Annotated in this window: 15 protein-coding genes; 4 read left to right on the plus strand and 11 right to left on the minus strand. The window is 69.1% G+C overall.

Annotation, left to right across the window (positions count from 1 at the left end; all coding sequences use genetic code 11):
• Positions 1-371: 371 nt before the first annotated feature.
• The 5 genes from ABYF38_RS01275 to ABYF38_RS01295 form a co-directional block, all read right to left on the minus strand.
• The gene (locus ABYF38_RS01275; RefSeq protein ID WP_371152318.1) at positions 372-2,072 is read right to left on the minus strand and encodes an SIR2 family protein; all 1,701 of its coding nucleotides are present in this window, start codon (positions 2,070-2,072) and stop codon (positions 372-374) included.
• 10 nt (positions 2,073-2,082) lie between these two features.
• Entirely contained in the window at positions 2,083-2,259 is a 177-nt protein-coding gene (locus ABYF38_RS01280) for a hypothetical protein (RefSeq protein ID WP_371152319.1), read from the minus strand.
• Between the two features lie 119 nt (positions 2,260-2,378).
• Positions 2,379-3,722, minus strand: coding sequence for a class II 3-deoxy-7-phosphoheptulonate synthase (locus ABYF38_RS01285; protein ID WP_371152320.1), 1,344 nt, complete (start codon positions 3,720-3,722; stop codon positions 2,379-2,381).
• Between the two features lie 264 nt (positions 3,723-3,986).
• Positions 3,987-5,216, minus strand: coding sequence for a pyrophosphate--fructose-6-phosphate 1-phosphotransferase (locus ABYF38_RS01290; RefSeq protein ID WP_371152321.1), 1,230 nt, complete (start codon positions 5,214-5,216; stop codon positions 3,987-3,989).
• A 268-nt stretch (positions 5,217-5,484) separates the two neighbouring features.
• On the minus strand, positions 5,485-6,204 hold the full coding sequence (locus ABYF38_RS01295; RefSeq protein WP_371152322.1) for a lysophospholipid acyltransferase family protein: 720 nt from the start codon (positions 6,202-6,204) through the stop codon (positions 5,485-5,487).
• A 55-nt stretch (positions 6,205-6,259) separates the two neighbouring features.
• On the opposite strand from ABYF38_RS01295, the gene ABYF38_RS01300 reads away from it, so the two are divergent.
• Positions 6,260-6,673, plus strand: a complete 414-nt coding sequence (locus tag ABYF38_RS01300; RefSeq protein ID WP_371152323.1) for a hypothetical protein — start codon at positions 6,260-6,262, stop codon at positions 6,671-6,673.
• Complete coding sequence (locus ABYF38_RS01305) at positions 6,674-8,449, plus strand: DEDD exonuclease domain-containing protein (protein ID WP_371152324.1); 1,776 nt, start codon at positions 6,674-6,676, stop codon at positions 8,447-8,449. It begins immediately after the preceding gene.
• A 124-nt stretch (positions 8,450-8,573) separates the two neighbouring features.
• Here the strand turns inward: ABYF38_RS01305 and trpD are convergent, their stop codons facing one another.
• A complete protein-coding gene (gene trpD, locus ABYF38_RS01310) occupies positions 8,574-9,653 on the minus strand; it encodes an anthranilate phosphoribosyltransferase (RefSeq protein ID WP_371152325.1) in 1,080 nt (359 codons plus the stop codon).
• Positions 9,653-10,057, minus strand: a complete 405-nt coding sequence (locus ABYF38_RS01315) for a hypothetical protein (protein WP_371152326.1) — start codon at positions 10,055-10,057, stop codon at positions 9,653-9,655. The genes trpD and ABYF38_RS01315 overlap by 1 nt, the downstream gene beginning before the upstream one ends.
• Before the next feature lie 206 nt (positions 10,058-10,263).
• On the opposite strand from ABYF38_RS01315, the gene ABYF38_RS01320 reads away from it, so the two are divergent.
• Positions 10,264-10,881, plus strand: a complete 618-nt coding sequence (locus ABYF38_RS01320; RefSeq protein WP_371152327.1) for a superoxide dismutase — start codon at positions 10,264-10,266, stop codon at positions 10,879-10,881.
• 198 nt (positions 10,882-11,079) lie between these two features.
• Here ABYF38_RS01320 and ABYF38_RS01325 read toward each other — a convergent pair whose 3' ends face one another.
• From ABYF38_RS01325 to ABYF38_RS01340, 4 genes are all read right to left on the minus strand, one after another.
• Positions 11,080-12,105 (minus strand): FKBP-type peptidyl-prolyl cis-trans isomerase, encoded by a 1,026-nt coding sequence (locus ABYF38_RS01325; protein WP_371152329.1) that lies wholly within the window; start codon positions 12,103-12,105, stop codon positions 11,080-11,082.
• 65 nt (positions 12,106-12,170) lie between these two features.
• Positions 12,171-12,518 (minus strand): iron-sulfur cluster insertion protein ErpA, encoded by a 348-nt coding sequence (erpA, locus tag ABYF38_RS01330; RefSeq protein WP_371152330.1) that lies wholly within the window; start codon positions 12,516-12,518, stop codon positions 12,171-12,173.
• 93 nt (positions 12,519-12,611) lie between these two features.
• Positions 12,612-13,181, minus strand: a complete 570-nt coding sequence (locus tag ABYF38_RS01335) for a hypothetical protein (RefSeq protein WP_371152331.1) — start codon at positions 13,179-13,181, stop codon at positions 12,612-12,614.
• Entirely contained in the window at positions 13,181-14,551 is a 1,371-nt protein-coding gene (locus ABYF38_RS01340; protein ID WP_371152332.1) for a dipeptidase, read from the minus strand. The genes ABYF38_RS01335 and ABYF38_RS01340 overlap by 1 nt, the downstream gene beginning before the upstream one ends.
• A gap of 207 nt (positions 14,552-14,758) precedes the next feature.
• Between ABYF38_RS01340 and ABYF38_RS01345 the strand changes: the two genes are divergently transcribed.
• Positions 14,759-15,331 carry a DUF3043 domain-containing protein gene (locus ABYF38_RS01345; RefSeq protein ID WP_371152333.1) on the plus strand — a complete coding sequence of 191 codons (573 nt, stop codon included), beginning with the start codon at positions 14,759-14,761 and terminating at the stop codon, positions 15,329-15,331.
• Positions 15,332-15,604: the final 273 nt, after the last annotated feature.

Genomic DNA, 15,604 nt, shown 5'->3' on the forward strand with positions numbered 1-15,604 from the left:
TCAAACATCCAAGCCGCATATAGTCGGCAAACCTGCCGGCCCCACAGCCGGCGGGTCAGTTTAGGCACGCCCCGGCTTTACTGCCCGAAGGCCGGGGCTTTACCGACCCAGCCCGACTTTTCTTCAAATTCCAACAAGTCTCGGCGGCGCACTTGGTTGGAACCAGCTAAACCGCGCCGCGAATCGTGGCGATATTCACCGCCAATCGCCCCGACGGTTCAGGCCTGCTTAACCGGGACTATAGCCACGCTTCATACCGCGTCGTATTCCCATCCGCTCTCCCGCATGCCCTCCAGCGCGCCTCACTCCCCAATTTGGGCAGCCCCCATGGATCTACCTGCGGCAGCTCAATCGCCCAAGCTGGGTCGGGGCTACTCACCTGCCCAGTAGGCGCCTGCAATCTCCACGCCCAGGTCGAAGAGAGCGTAGTAGAGGTCCGCCTTGCCAGCTGGCGTCAGGTGCCACAGGAAGGATTCGGCCTCCGTGTCCAGCGCTCGTTCTCGTAAGGTTTGTGAATTTTCTTCACTCGCGGCTGCACGGGCGACCTGCTGAAAGCGCTCGGCCGCAGTGTTAGCAGAGTTGGCACGGTCAAAGAGCCCGCTGTCATCAACTTCGCTGTTCTTCCCCGTGGAGGCCAGGGTCACCACCACGGTGATTGGGGTATCGCTCGTCTCGTCTAGGGAGTACCAGCAAGGAACTGCACAAATGGACCTCCATCTTGACACCCCCTCGTCGTCGAACCCGAGATCGTCAAGCGACACAACCAGCGGGCGCCCGTCGCGCAAAGCCCTCACCGCTGCCACGGCTTCACGCGGGTTTTCTATCGGCTCCAGGCGCCTGTACTCGCACTCCACATCCCCGGAAACAGTGTCCAACACCCGCTCCAGCGCGTCTTCGCCGCGGAACGAGCGCAGCACCCATGCCTCGAGTTTTAGCAGCTCGTTTCCGATCACGCCGGACTGCTTGAGGGAGCGAATCACATCCCTCATCTGTTCCAGCAGCCGTGCTCTTGCAGCCTCGCTCGGTTCCCCCAGTGCGCGCCAACGCGCCAACTGCCTTTCGGAGTTCTCGCCGCTGCCCGCCCCTAGATTCATCAAGGCGTACTCAGCGTCACGCACAACCCGAGCCACGTCGGCGTAGGTAGCGACTTCGATAAGGGACAAGTCCAGGTGTCTGGCGCGGGCCTGGGCCATTTTCTGCGCGCCCGGCTTAGGGGCACGCCGCACTACAGCGAACCTTCCGTATGCGCTGTCGCGCTCCACGTTACAAAGCGAGCGCAGCAACGGGGCGTCCGTTAATGAGGAGCCAAGGATTAGCGTGACGGCGTCACCGAACGCACCGGTGAGCAGCTCCTGCGTCTGGCTCTGAGTGGCCTGGTAGGAACGTTCGGAGAGTACCAACCCGCCTTCTACCGAGCCGGCCTCGTCTACCCGACCGTGGAGGTACTCCACCACGATTGGCGTGACTCCGTCACTGGCCCGGCCCATAGGGCAGGTTCGAACGGCTTCACGGCTGGAATCGCCCCCAGCCGTCTTTGCGCCGTACACGCGTCTACACACGGCCGGCAGCGGGTCCACCCCGTTTGCTCGCAGCGCGTCGATCAGGCTGCCCAGACGGTCTTCGATAAAGGTGTCGAAATTCGTGGTGAGTATCCGCACCGCTTTTCCAAGCTGCTGGAGGCTCAGGATCAGGAAGCACACGTCATCAACTAGGCGTCCTACCTGCCACCCCGTCGAGAAATACAGTGCCTGCGAGACTGCGGGCCCAACGGAGGCCTCGTCCGCTGCAGCTAAGTTCATGATTGCTGACGCTGAGGCCTCGGCACTGTTCGAGCTGCTATAGACGAACTCTTCTACGCCCTCGCCAAGCTCGCGTAAACAGTCCTCGTCGCCGTCACATGCGGCGGACAGGATCTGCGCTCTGGCATGCTGCGCTACTCGCAGCAGAAGGTCGTTCCAGCTCACGCCGGTGTGCGAGAGTGTGACGCCGGCACCGCAGTAGATGACCACCTCGTCTGTCTGTTGCAGCTCGGTCACCAGGCGAACGAACGCGGTCTTCTCCGCCCCCTGCATTCGACAATGCCTAACGCGCGCGATTGTCGGCGGCGGCCGGGCGCATCGCCGCAATCCGCTTCAGGCGGAGCTCCACGAACCTCTCTCGGGCATCAGACTTCTTCGGAAACGCCGAACTCAGGTCGATGCCGTTGCGCGGGTTGCGAAGCAGGTATGCCGAGGACGGCGCGTCGTTCCTTGCAGTCATTTGGACACCTCCTTAGCTTCATCAAGCCTATCGTGACGCGGCTGTGCGGGGCAGGTCGGGCGCGCGGGAGGGGGATCCTCCCGCGCGCCCAGCCCCGGCCCCAGGAAAGCCCAGGCCGCTTAGGCCTTGCGCAGCATCTGGGCCACGGAGAAGGCCATCTCCAGGCTCTGCTGGTGGTTTAGCCGCGGGTCAACCAGGGTCTCGTAGCGACGCGCCAGCGTGGAGTCGTCGATCTCCTCCGCCCCGCCGATCACCTCGGTGACGTCGTCGCCGGTGAGCTCCACGTGGATGCCTGCAGGCACGGTGCCCGCCTCCCGGTGGGATTCGAAGAACCCGGCCACCTCGTCCAGAATCGTGTCGAAGTTGCGGGTCTTGTAGCCGGAGGAGGAGTTGATTGTGTTGCCGTGCATCGGGTCGGTCACCCACACCACCGGACGCCCATCGGCCTTCACGGCCTCGATCAGCGGCGGCAGGGCCTCGCGGATCCTGCTTGCTCCCATGCGGGTAATGAAGGTCAGGCGTCCCTCCTCGCCGCGCGGGTTGAGCTTGTCCATGAGGGCGAACAGCTCTTCCTTGGTGACGGTGGGGCCGATCTTCACGCCCACGGGGTTGCGAACGTGGGAGAGCATCTCCACGTGTGCCCCGTTCACGTCGCGCGTGCGCTCCCCGATCCACAGGAAGTGGGCGGAGGTGTTGTAGGGCTCCCCGGAGCGCGAGTCGATGCGGGTCATCGCGGCCTCGTACTCCAGCAGCAGCGCCTCGTGGGAGGAGTAGAAGTCCACGGTGCGCATGGCGTCGAAGTCCACGCCGGCGGCCTCCATGAAGCGGATGGCCCGGTCGATCTCCGCCGCCAGTTCCTCGTAGCGCTTGTAGGCGGGGTTTTCCATGAAGCCACGGTTCCACTGGTGCACATGACGCATGTCAGCGTATCCACCCATGGTGAAGGCGCGGATCAAGTTGAAGCTCGTGGCCGAGCGCTGGTAGGCCTCCATCAGGCGTGCCGGGTCCGGTACGCGCGCGTCTGCGGTGAAGGGGTGTCCGTTGACGGCGTCGCCCCGGTAGGACGGCAGGGTCACGCCGTCGCGCGTCTCGTCGTCCGCGCTGCGCGGCTTGGCGTACTGGCCCGCCACGCGGCCCATCTTCACCACGGGCACGGACGCGCCGTAGGTGAGCACGACCGCCATCTGCAGGATCGTCTGGATCTTGAGCCGCAGGTGGTCTGCGGTGGACTCGGCGAAGGTTTCGGCGCAGTCGCCACCGGTGAGCACGAACGCCTCCCCGCGCCCGGCGGCGGCCAGGCGCGTTTGCAGCATGTCCACCTCGCCGGCGAACACCAGCGGCGGGCGCGAGCGCAGGTCGGCGGTCACCTCCGCTAGGCGCGCCGCGTCCGGATAGGCCGGCTGCTGCGCTGCGGGCAGGGTTCGCCAGGTGTCCGGGATCGGGGAAAGCACGTCTTCAGTCACCTTTTCAAGCATAGTAAAGACCGCAAGTCGTGGCACCGGCGCGCCCACGTTGCGAACGTCGCCGCCGCTCTTCGCCCGACCGGTTTGGGGAGCCGACGCCCCGCCCGCCGCCCTGCCGCGCTAACGCCTCCCCTTTGGACCAGCACCGCCGACGCCCCACCCGCCTTCCGCTCCAGGCGGCCCCGCCCTCTGCCCGGCCGCAAACAGAGCGGGAGGCCGCCCCCACACGAAATGGGGGCGGCCTCCCAGCCTTTTGGAGCGGGCTCAGTGACCGGCGGGCTCGTCGGCGGCCTCGAGCGGCTGACCGATCTCAGCCATCATGGCCTTGAACCAGTCCTGCTCGATGTCGAAGGGCTTGCCACCGGCGATCCGCGGGAACGGGATCGCCTTCAGGCGGTCGCCGTCCTCCTCGTCGTGGCCGATCACGCCGGGCACGCCCTCGAAGGCGCACTGCACGGCCAGGTCACACATGGACTTGATCAGCAGGCGGTCGCGCACGTTGGCGGCGGCGGAGCGGGAGAAGTAGCCGGACTTCTGCACCATGACCTTCTCCGCGCCGATGCGGGCGGCGAACTGCTTGGCGAACCACTGGCCGGGGTTGATGGTGTCCAGCTTGACGTGACCGAACGGGTCGCGCTGCACCTCCTCACCAGCGGCCTCCATCTCCGCGATGATCTCGCGGACGCCGGCGCCCTCGGACAGGAAGATGTTGACGTTGCCCTTGGCGTCCATGGCGGCCTTGAGGCGAACGGCCTCCTCCTCCAGGTCGATCTTCATCTCGGGGACGAACACGGCGTCGATGTCCCAGCGCTCGCGGGACAGGCCCAGGGACGGCGCCCACTCCACGGTGTCCAGCCAGCGGCGGTACTCGGCGGAGGCGGCGGCGGTGAGCCAGCCGCAGTTGCGACCCATGACCTCGTGCACGATCAGCATGCGCGGGTTGGAGCGGTGCTCACCGATGATGTTCTTGGCGTAGTCCGCGGCCTCCTCGGCGGCGGTCCAGGCACCCAGGGACTGGCGGATCGGCACCACGTCGTTGTCGATGGTCTTGGGCAGGCCGACCACGGTGAGCTTGTAGTCGTTCTCGGCCAGGTAGGCGGCCAGGTCCGCAGCGGTGGTGTTGGTGTCGTCGCCACCGATGGTGTGGAGCACGTCCACGCCGTCGCGGCGCAGCTGCTCGGCGGCAACCTCTAGCGGGTTCTCGCCTTCCTTGACCAGGCCGCGCTCAACCAGGTTCTTGGCGTTGGTGAGCTTGACGCGGGAGTTACCGATCGGGGAGCCACCGAACTCCTGCAGCACGCGGGCGTTCTTGCGGCCTTCCTCGTCGATGACGATCTTGGTGCCGGTGAGCAGGCCGTGGTAGCCGTACTCGTAGGCGATGATCTCCACCTCGGGGGCGATCTCGTTGTAGCGCTCGATCAGCGAGCCGACGGCGGAGGACAGGCACGGGGCAAAGCCGCCTGCGGTCAGCAGGGCAACACGACGAACCGTCATGGGAAACCTTCCGATGGTTGGGGTGAGGGCCTTCGGGGAAGAAGGCACGCATACTCGCACAAGTTTAGTGGGTGCTTAGGTCTTTGCGGGAGGGACGTTTGGGACGCTTGGCCTTTTCGGGGCCGACGTTCCGCCCGGCCGCTGCGGCAGCGTCGGCCATCAAGAGGTGTGGGAGGCACGACGTTCCGCCCGGCCGCGCGGTAGGCGCACCGGGCGGCGGCCCGGCCAGGGCTGTGGGGGCTAGACGGGACGAGCGGGGGCGGACCCTTTACTGGCCTGCCTGCTCGCCTTCCTGCGCCTGGCGCTGTTCGGCGGCCAGTTGGGCCTTGACCACGGAGGCGTAGACGTCCACGTACTCCTGGCCGGAGAGTTCCTGGATGGCGGTGATGATCTGGTCGGTGACCTGGCGCAGCGTGTCGCGGTCGTTGGCCTTGTCCCGCAGGTGGGAGAAGTCCAGCGGCTCACCGAACTTCACCCCGATGCGGGCGCCGAGCTTGGGGATGACCTTGCCCATGGGCTGGGCCTTGTGGGTGTCGATCACGGCCATCGGCACCAGCGGGGCGCCCGAGATGATGGCGAGGCGGGCGGCGCCGGTGCGGCCCTTGTAGAGGCGGCCGTCGGGGCTGCGCGTGCCCTCGGGGTAGATGCCGAAGATCTTGCCCTCGTCCAGGGTCTTCAGCCCGGCCTCCAGGGCGGCCTCTGCGGCCCGCCCACCGGAGCGGTTGACGGGGATGGTGCCCACGCCCTTCATGAACCAACGCACGAACGCGCCCTTGACTCCCTTGCCGGTGAAGTACTCCGCCTTGCCCAGGAAGTGGACGTTGCGCGGCAGCGCCAGCGGGGTGAAGAAGGAGTCCACCACGGCCAGGTGGTTGGAGGCCAGGACCACTGCCCCCTCGCGGGGAACGTTGTTCGCCCCCTCGATCTCGACGCGGTAGCACAGCCGCAGGATCGGTCCAAGGGTGTAGCGCAAAATCCGGTATAGCACGGGCGCGGGCCTTCCAGCTTTTCCAAATGAACGTGCCCAAGTCTAAGGTGCAGGTATGGGAAGCAAGGGACGTAATAGCGAGTTTGAGGACATCGTCTCTCAGTTGCGAGACGACCCCGACTTCCGGGTGGGGGCGGGCCGCGCGGGGGCGGTTGGTTCCGCCGGGCGGCCCGTAGCCGGTCCGCGCGACTACGCGCTGGCCGAGCCGCTGGAGCCCGATTTCGACGCCTCCAGCTACGATCCGCGCACCGGTTCGCTCACCGACGCGTTCAACGACGAACTCGCTGCCGGGCCGGGCCGCCGCGCCGGCAGCAAGGGGGCCGGCTGGTTGAGGCGCCTCTTTGGCGGCGGGCGGCGCAGGGGCGGCAGCGGCGCGGGCGCAACCGGGGGCGGGGATCGCGACCCGTTCGGGCCGGACGGGCGCCCGCGCGGGCTCAACGATCCTGACAACGACGGCGCCGTGGTCTAGGTGCGCGACCCCTTCGAGCTGAGCTTCTCCCCCGGCGCCAGCGAGCAGCAGCTGGCGCTGACTGACCTGGACGTGCCGTTGAGCGAGGTCACCTTCGTGGTGGTGGACCTGGAGACCACCGGCACCTCGCCGGCGCGCGCGGGCATCACGGAGATCGGCGCGGTCAAGGTGCGCGGCGGGCAGGTGATCGGGGAGTTCGGCACGCTGGTGAACCCGGGGGTGCCGGTGCCGCCCCAGATCACCGTGCTCACCGGCATCACCACCGCGATGGTGGTGGGCGCGCCCCGGATCGAGTCGGTGCTGCCGGCCTTCTTCGAGTTCGCCGGTTTCGGGGCGCGGGAGACGGTGTTCGTGGCGCACAACGCGAGCTTCGATGCCGGCTTTTTGAAGGCGGCTGCGCAGACGCACGGCTACGAGTGGCCCGCCCCGCTGATCGTGGACACCCTGGCGCTCTCCCGGCGTGCCTTCACCCCTGGCGAGGTGCCCAACCACCGCCTGGCCTCCCTGGCGCGGTTCTTCTCCACCCAGGTGGAGCCCACCCACCGCGCATTGGACGACGCCCGCGCGACCGTGGACGTGCTGCACGGCCTGCTGGAGCGCCTGGCCCCGCTGGGCGTGAGCCACCTGTGCGACCTGCCCACCGCCGCCCAGCGGGTGGAGCCGCGCCGGCGCCGCAAGGCCGGCCTGGCCGCCGGCCTGCCGCACGCCAGCGGGGTGTACGTCTTTCGGGACAAGCGGGACGCCCCGCTCTACGTGGGGGTGGCGACGGACCTGGCCAGGCGGGTGCGCTCTTACTTCACGGCTGCGGAGGGCCGCTCCCGGATGGGAGAGATGCTGGAGCTCGCGGCGCGGGTGGAGGCGATCGAGTGCGCCACGGTGCTGGAGGCGCAGGTGCGCGAGCTGCGCCTGATTAAGGAACTGGACCCGCCCTACAACAGGCGCTCGCGCCAGCCGGCCGCCCGCCCCTGGCTTGCCCTCACCGACGAGCCCCACCCGCGCCTGAAGGTGACCACCACCGTCCCACCGGAGCGCGCCGGCCTTTGCATCGGTCCGTTCTCCTCCCGCGCCGCCGCGACGCGCGCCCAGGAGGCAGTGCACGACGTTCTGCCCCTGCGCCGCTGCACAGAGCGCCTGCCCCTGGCCGCCGCCCCGGAGCGGCGCCCGTGCCCCCTGTTCGAGCTGGGGCGCTGCACGGCGCCGTGCGCGCCCGCCCCGAGCCAGAGCCCGCCCGGTGGCCCGGCGGGCGAGACCGCGCGCGTGGAGGCGCAGGTCGCGGCGGCCCTCGCGGACCAGATGGACGTGATCGTGGCCCCGCTGCAGGAAAGGATCGGCGCGTTGAGCGAGCAGCTGCGCTTCGAGGAGGCCGGACTGGTGGCGCGCCGCCTGGGGGCGTTCGTGCGCGGGACCGAGCGCTCCCAGCGGCTGCGCCCGCTGCTGGCCAGCGCGCAGATCGTGGCGGGGGCCAGACGGCAGGCAGGGGGCTGGGAGCTCGCGGTGATCCGCTACGGCAGGCTGGCCGGGGTGGCCGTGAGCGAGCCGGGGGCGGACCCGCGCCCGACGGTGGCGGACCTGCTGGCCCGCGCGGAGTACGTGCCGGCGCCCACGAAGCTGGGTGGGGCGGCAACGGATGAGGAGTCCACGCTGATCAGCAACTGGCTCCACTCCCCCGGCACCCGTTTGTTCGAGGTCGACGCGCAGGTGCCCCTCGCGTGGCCGCTGCAGGCGGCCACGCGCTACCCGGAGCTGGTCAGCTACCGCCCCGAGCACCTCGAGTAGCGGGGCAGCCGCGCGCGCCGCGCCCACGCCGCCCGGCCCCACTGCGGCGGGACCACTCCGCCCAGGCCCGTGCCGGCCATGCCCGTGCGGCGGGCCTACGTCACCCAAACCCGCCTCGCCGGGCTCAGCTCTCCTGGCTCAGGCGCACCCAGTTCTCCAGCACCGCCAGGGCCTTGCCTGCGCTGAGGGCTTCCTGCGCCAGGGCGTAGGCGGCGCGCATCCGCTCCACCAGGTCGCCGTCCTGCGCGCGCGTCCCGGGCAGGGTGCCGAAGGCAACCACAGCGGCCGCAGCATTGAGCAGTACCGTTTCGTGGACGGCCGGCGAGGCGTCGTCGGCGTTCTCCAGCAGGGCGCGCATCACGCCGGCGTTCACCGAGGGGTCGCCGCCACGCAGGTCGGCCACGGTCCAGGGGCGCAGGCCGAGGTCGGCCACGGCGTCCAGCTCGTACCGCTCCACGCGGCCACCGGTGGCGAACCAGATGTCGTTCACGGCGGCGGTGGTGAGCTCGTCCAGCCCGTTGCGGGCCCTAAAGACCATCACGTCCTGGCCGCGCGAGGCGTACACGCCCGCCATGATCGGCGCGAAGTACTCGCGCGCGCAGCCCACGGCGCCGGCGCGCGGCCGGGCCGGGTTGGTCAGCGGCCCCAGCACGTTGAAAACGGTGGGCACGCCCAGCTCGCGGCGCACGGGCGCCACGTGGCGCATCGCCGGATGGAATACGTTGGCGAAGCAGAAACCCATGCCGGTAGCGGCAAAAATCTTGGCCACCTCGCGCGGGGAATCGGCCAGGTCCACGCCCAGGTGGGCCAGCACGTCGGCGCTGCCACAGGCGGAGGTGGAGGCCCGGTTGCCGTGTTTGATCACTGGGATGCCAAGCCCAGCCACCACTAGCGCCGCCATCGTGGAGATGTTCACGGACAAAGCACCGTCACCGCCCGTGCCCACTAGGTCAACGACCTCGGTGGTGCCCACGTCCAGGGTCATGGCGTGATCCAGCATGACGTCGGCCATCTCCCGCACCTCGGCGGAGGTGGGGCCCTTGGCGAAGTGGGAGATCAGGAAGGCCGTCAGCTGCACCGGGGAGGCGGAGCCGCTCATCACCTGGTCCATCGCCCAAGCGGCGTGCCCGGCCGGCAGATCCCCGCCGCTGGTAAGCGTGGAGAGGACCTGGGGCCACGTGGTGGGCTCCGGGGCCGCCCCCATTACAGGCCCAGGCGCTGGCGCAGCAACGCGGCGATGGTCTCCTGCATCTCGATGGAGTCGAAAGGCTCAGAGACGATTGCGGCCGCGCCGGACCACTGGCCCAGCCACTCGTCCTGCTGGCGTGCCACCAGCAGCAGCACCGGCGGGCAGTTGTCCAGCTCCTGGTTCAGTTCCTTGGCCAGGCCCATGCCGCCCAGCTTCGGGGACTCCGCGTCCAGCACCAGGACGGCGAATTCCTTCTCCGCCAGCGCCAGGCGCACGCCGTCTGCGGTGGCGCACTGGGTCCACTCCACCGTGGGCAGGCCCTTGCCGGCGCGGCGACCAACAGCGGTGATGATCGCTTCGCGCACCGTGACGTCGTCGCTAAAGATCAGCAGGTTCACGGACTCGGGCTGCGTGGTCATGGTGGTCCTTCCGTCGAGCGCCGTTGCGGCATACCCGCCCTATCCTAAATGGCCCTCCACGCGATTGCGCGCGCCGCCCGGGGCGGGCAGGTTTGGCCGCCCTCTCCCACAGCGAAACGCCGTGCTGAACTCGGCGCGCCTACTGGCGGCTTGCTAGGTTGGCAGGCATAGGACGTTCGTCCGCCTCACTAGTGACAAGGATTGCCATGTCTGTCTACACCCTGCCCGCGCTGCCCTACGACTACTCGGCGCTGGAGCCCCACATCTCCGCCACCATCATGGAGCTGCACCACACCAAGCACCACCAGGCCTACGTGGATGGCGCGAACGCGGCCCTGGCCAAGCTGGAGGAGGCGCGCGCCGCCGGCGACTTCGCGGCCGTGAACCTGCACTCCAAGAACCTGGCCTTCCACCTGGGTGGTCACACCAACCACTCCATCTTCTGGCAGAACCTGACCCCGGAGTCCTCCGGCGCCCCGGCCGGTGCGCTGGCCGACCAGATCGTGGCCGACTTCGGCTCCTTCGAGGCGTTCAAGAAGCACTTCGCGGCCGCAGCGCTGGGCCTGCAGGGCTCGGGCTGGGGCGTGCTGGCCCTGGACGCGATCTCCGGCAAGCTGGTGGTGTTCCAGCTGACCGACCAGCAGGGCAACGTCCCGGTGGCCACCCAGCCGCTGCTGATGCTGGACATGTGGGAGCACGCCTTCTACCTGGACTACCGCAACGTGAAGGCCGACTACGTGGCCGCCTTCTGGAACATCGTCAACTGGGACGACGTTGCCGCCCGCTTCGAGCGCGCCCGTGAGGCCCGCCTCGTGGTGGCCTGATTTAGGCGACTGGAAGCGGGGGCGGGCCGGTGGGCCCGCCCCCGCTTCCAGTCCAACCACCTCATCTGTGGAGGGCCGGCGGCGTGCGCGCCGGGAAAGCGAACGGGTGGCTCCCGGTTCAAAGAACCGGGAGCCACCCGTCTGGTCTTTCGAGCCGCCCACCCCCTAGCCGGGCGTGGGGACTGCGGTCAGCTCAGCTCAGCGGCTGGTGGTGACGATCGCGGCGATCTCCGCCACCGCAGCGGACGGGCCGTTCACGCCGTCGTCGGGCTGCAGCAGGAGGAAGCGGGTGCCCACCTTCTTGCCCACCAGGTCCTTGAGCAGGTGGTTCTGCGCCAGCGGGACGGTGGCGCTCAGGTCGCGCAGCTTCCAGGAGTTGTGCAGCTCGGTGCCGTCGTAGGAGGCCTGCACGATGGACAGGACCGCAGTGTCGGCCTCGCCCACCTCGGCGCCAGTACCGTCGGCCAGCACGCGCAGCAGCGGCTCGGCCGGGGCCTGCGCGCCCTCGTCGAAGCGCAGGGCAGGCTCGCCACCCAGCTCGCCGTCCACGTGCACCGGCAGGTCGTCGGTGTTACCGGACTCGGTGGCCCCCTTGGAGGCGGACAGCAGCTCGTCCGGGTTCTGGGACTGCACGATGTCCACCACGAAGACCAGGGTGGAGTTCGGCGGGATCTTCTCGCTCGGGGAGCTCTCGCCGTAGCCCAGCTCGGCCGGGATGGACACGACCACGCGGTCACCCACGTGGGTGCCGGCCAGGCCGGTCACCCAGCCCTGGATAACACCACGGCCGGCGCCGCTGACCAGCTCGAAGCGAGAGGGGCCGGAGCGGTCGAAGGAGGTGTCGAACACGTCACCGTTCCACACCTGGCCGTAGTAGTCGGCGGTGACCCAGTCGCCTTCCTTCACCTCGGGGCCCTCGCCCTTGGCGATCACGTCAACCGTGAGCTCGGCCGGGGCCTGCTCCTGGTTGTACTTGATGATCGGGCACTGGCCCGAGCCACCAGAGACGGTGGCGGCGCCACCGGCCACCGGGGCATCGGCGACGGTCGGCTCGGCCTTCTGCCACGTCTTCAGGTCAAGGACCTCCTCGGAGGTCGAGCACAGGACGGTGTCAGGCAGCGCGGAAGCCTCCGCAGCGGGAGTCTCGGCAGGCTTTTCTGCCGAACAGGCCCCGAGGGCCAGGGCGGCGGCCGCCGCCATCACGATGGAAATGCGAGAACGCACGTTCTTCTCCGTTCAGGAATGCGCTACGTTGCGCGGCTGGGAGTAATGGCCTGAGGGAGCCGGAATCAGTTGAAGGAGTCGCCGCAGGCGCAAGAACCCTTGGCGTTGGGGTTGTCGATGGTGAAGCCCTGCTTCTCGATCGTGTCAGCGAAGTCGATCGTGGCGCCCGCCAGGTAGGGCACGCTCATCCGGTCAACAACCACCTCGACGCCGTCGAAGTCCACGATCGCGTCGCCATCCTGGACGCGCTCGTCGAAGTAGAGCTGGTAGATCAGGCCAGAACAGCCGCCCGGCTGAACTGCCACGCGCAGACGCAGGTCGTCGCGGCCCTCCTGCTCCAGCAGGGAACGCACCTTCTCGGTGGCCACGGGGGTGAGCGTCACGTCGTGCGCGGGGGCGCCGGAAGTAGTCATGTTTTCTCCTGAAGATTCTGCTGGGGTTTAAGCCCGCCGCAATCCTACGCGTTCACCTTGGCGGGGGCATCTGCTGGCACCCGCTCGGCCCGGTCACGCCTGAACGCGCTCGCCGGTGGACCAGGTGCGGGCAATGCGCGCGGCCGCTTGCAGCGCTGCGGCGGGCGAAACGTCGTCCTCCTTGCCGTCGGCGGGGCGAACGTCGTCCACCGAAAGCGAAAGGACGTGGTGGATCGGCACGGAGGCGTACTCGCGCCGGGCGGCCTCGCACCTGCCGGCGATCACCACGAGCGGCACCGCGAGCTCTGCAGCGGCGGCCGCGAGCGCGGTGAGGTTGCTCGGGTCCAGGGGGCCGCCGGTGTTGTGGTCCACCAGGGGGGTCACGGCCACCACCAGCTCCACGTCCTCCTCTAGGCGCGGGACGGGGGCGGGGCCGCGCGGGGTCAGCGAGATGGCCTGCCCGCCACCGCCCAATGCGGGGCCGCCACCGGAGCCGGCGTCGGCCAGGTAGGCGCCGGGCTGGGCGGGGCTAGGCCAGGTGGCCGCCGCCCAAGAGGTCGTCACCGTATCCAGTGCAACGCTCCCCCAACCCTGCGCTGCGGCGGCGGCTACCTCGGCAGCCGCCGCCGCACTGCTCGCAATGGCGTGCAGGTGAACCCGCATCAGACCAGTCCGCCAAGGCGGGCCAGGAACAGGACCTCGGCGCCGATCACCTTGCGCAGGGACTCGATGTCCACCGACTCGTCCTCGCTGTGGGCCTTGGAGTACGGGTCCTCCACGCCGGTCACCAGGATCTCCGCCTCCGGGTAGACCTCAGCGAAGGTGGAGATGAACGGGATGGAACCGCCGATGCCGGTGTTGACCGGCTCCTTGCCGAATGCCTGCTCCAGCGCCCAGCGCTTGACCTCGCCGGCCTTGCCCGCGCACGCGGAGGCGTCAAAGGCCGCGCCCTGGTCGCCCGGCTTAACCGTCACCTGCGCGCCGAAGGGGGCGTGAGAAACCAGGTGGTCGGTCAGGGCGTCCATCGCGGCCTGCGTGTCCTGGCCGGGCGCCACGCGCATGGAAATGGCCGCGCGGCACACGGGGGCGATCGTGTTGGAGGCGTTGGCCACGCTCGTGGCGTCCAGGCCGATCACGGAGATGGCCGGCTTGGTCCAGATGCGCGCCGCCAGGGTGCCGGTGCCGGCCAGCTGGTAGCCCTCCACCAGGCCGGTGGCCTCACGCAGCTCGGCCTCCGTGTAGTCGACGTCGGAGTCCTCCTTGGCCACCATGCCGGGCACCGCCACGTTGCCCTGCTCGTCGTGGAGCGTGGCGATCAGGCGGGCCATCAGGGTCACCGCGTCCAGGATCGGGCCGCCGTACATGCCGGAGTGCATTGCCCCGCCGGCCACGCGCAGCTCCACCTCGCAGTCCACCACGCCACGCAGGGTGGTGGTCAGGGCGGGCACGTCGGTCTTCCAGTTCGCGGAGTCCGCCACCACGATCACGTCCGCAGATAGCTCCTCGCGGTTGGTCGCCAGGAAGTCATCGAAGGACGGCGAACCGGACTCCTCCTCCCCCTCGATGAAGACGCGGATGCCCACTCCGTGCTCCGTGCCATAGACGTCGTTGAGGGCCTTCAGGGCGCCGATGTGGGCCAGCAGCCCGGCGCCGTCGTCCGCACTGCCGCGCCCGTACAGGCGCCCGTTCCTACGCTCCGGCTCGAAGGGGCCACCGGCGTGGCTCCAGGTGGCCGGGTCGCCGCCGGGCTGGACGTCGTGGTGGGCGTAGAGCAGCACGGTGGGCTTACCGGGCGCGGCGGGCAGGCTGGCGGTCACGGCCGGGCGCCCCGGGGTGCCGTCCGGGTTCTTCCCGCGCGACACCGTGGGCTTCAACCCGGCCTCCTCCAGGCGGGCGGCCACCCACGCGGCGGACTCATCCAGCGTGGACTGGTCGAAAGTGGGCGAAGACACCGAGGGAATCCGAATGAAATCCTCCAGCGCCTGCAGGTTTTCCTCAAAACGCGCGTCAACGGCGGCAAGCAACTTCTCCATGCCGCCAGATTAGACCCAGGCAGGCCGTGCGCGCCCACGCCGCGTGCCCGGCCCCGGGCCGGTTGTCCGCTGGGTCGACGCTCGACCACGCGGCCGCCTGGCCCTCCCCCGCGCCGGCGCCGGTTACCCTCCCGGCCCTCCCCCACGCCGGCGCCGCGCTGGCGAACGTCCCGGCCCCGCGCCTGACGAATCGTCTAATCTGGTGCGGTGGTTAAGTCCAAGAACGCACACGAACCGGCCGCCGACTCCCCCAAGCCCGTCGGTAAGGGCCGCCCCACGCCCAAGCGTCGCGAGCAGGAGGCGCGCAACCGCCGCCCGCTGGTGCCCAAGGACCGCAAGGCCGCCAAGGCCGCGAGCAAGCAGGCCCGCCGGGAGATTTACGCGCGCCAGCAGGAGGCGCTGCTTTCCGGCGACGAGCGTTACCTGCCGGTGCGGGACAAGGGCCCGGTCAGGCGCTACGTGCGTGACTTCGTTGACGCCCGCTGGTGCCTGGGCGAGTTCTCCCTGCCGCTGATGCTGATCCTGATGGTGGCGATGCTGGTGCTCGGCAACTCCAACCCGAACATGGCGGTCAGCATCCTGGGCGCGATCTACGGCATCTTCGTCTTTGCTTTGCTGGACTCGATCATCGTTGGCATCCAGGCCGGCCGCCGGGTGTTGAAGAAGTTCGGTCCGGAGAAGAAGCAGCGCGTGTTCTTCTACGCGTTCTCGCGTTCCTTCCTGCTGCGGCCGCTGCGTTCTCCGCGTCCGCAGGTGGGTCGCGGCGAGTTCCCGTCCTGATTCTTCGGCCCGGCTTTGCCGGGCAGGGGCCGCGTCACCCAGTTCCCCCGCCGAAACTTGTCAAACCGCGCTGAGACTTGTCATTAGCCACCCCGCTAAGGACAAGTCTCGTGAGGTTTGGACAAGTTTCGGCGAATCGAGGAGCGGCCAGGTCGGCACGAGCCGCCGAACCAACCCCGACGCGCAGAACCTGGACGCGCGTTGCTGCCGCCAATCCGGGATGGACGACGCTGCGCCGGCGCCCCCTCGGGACCATCCACCCGCCCCCCTCGG

Source organism: Buchananella sp. 14KM1171, from assembly GCF_041380365.1.
Lineage (GTDB): Bacteria > Actinomycetota > Actinomycetes > Actinomycetales > Actinomycetaceae > Buchananella > Buchananella felis.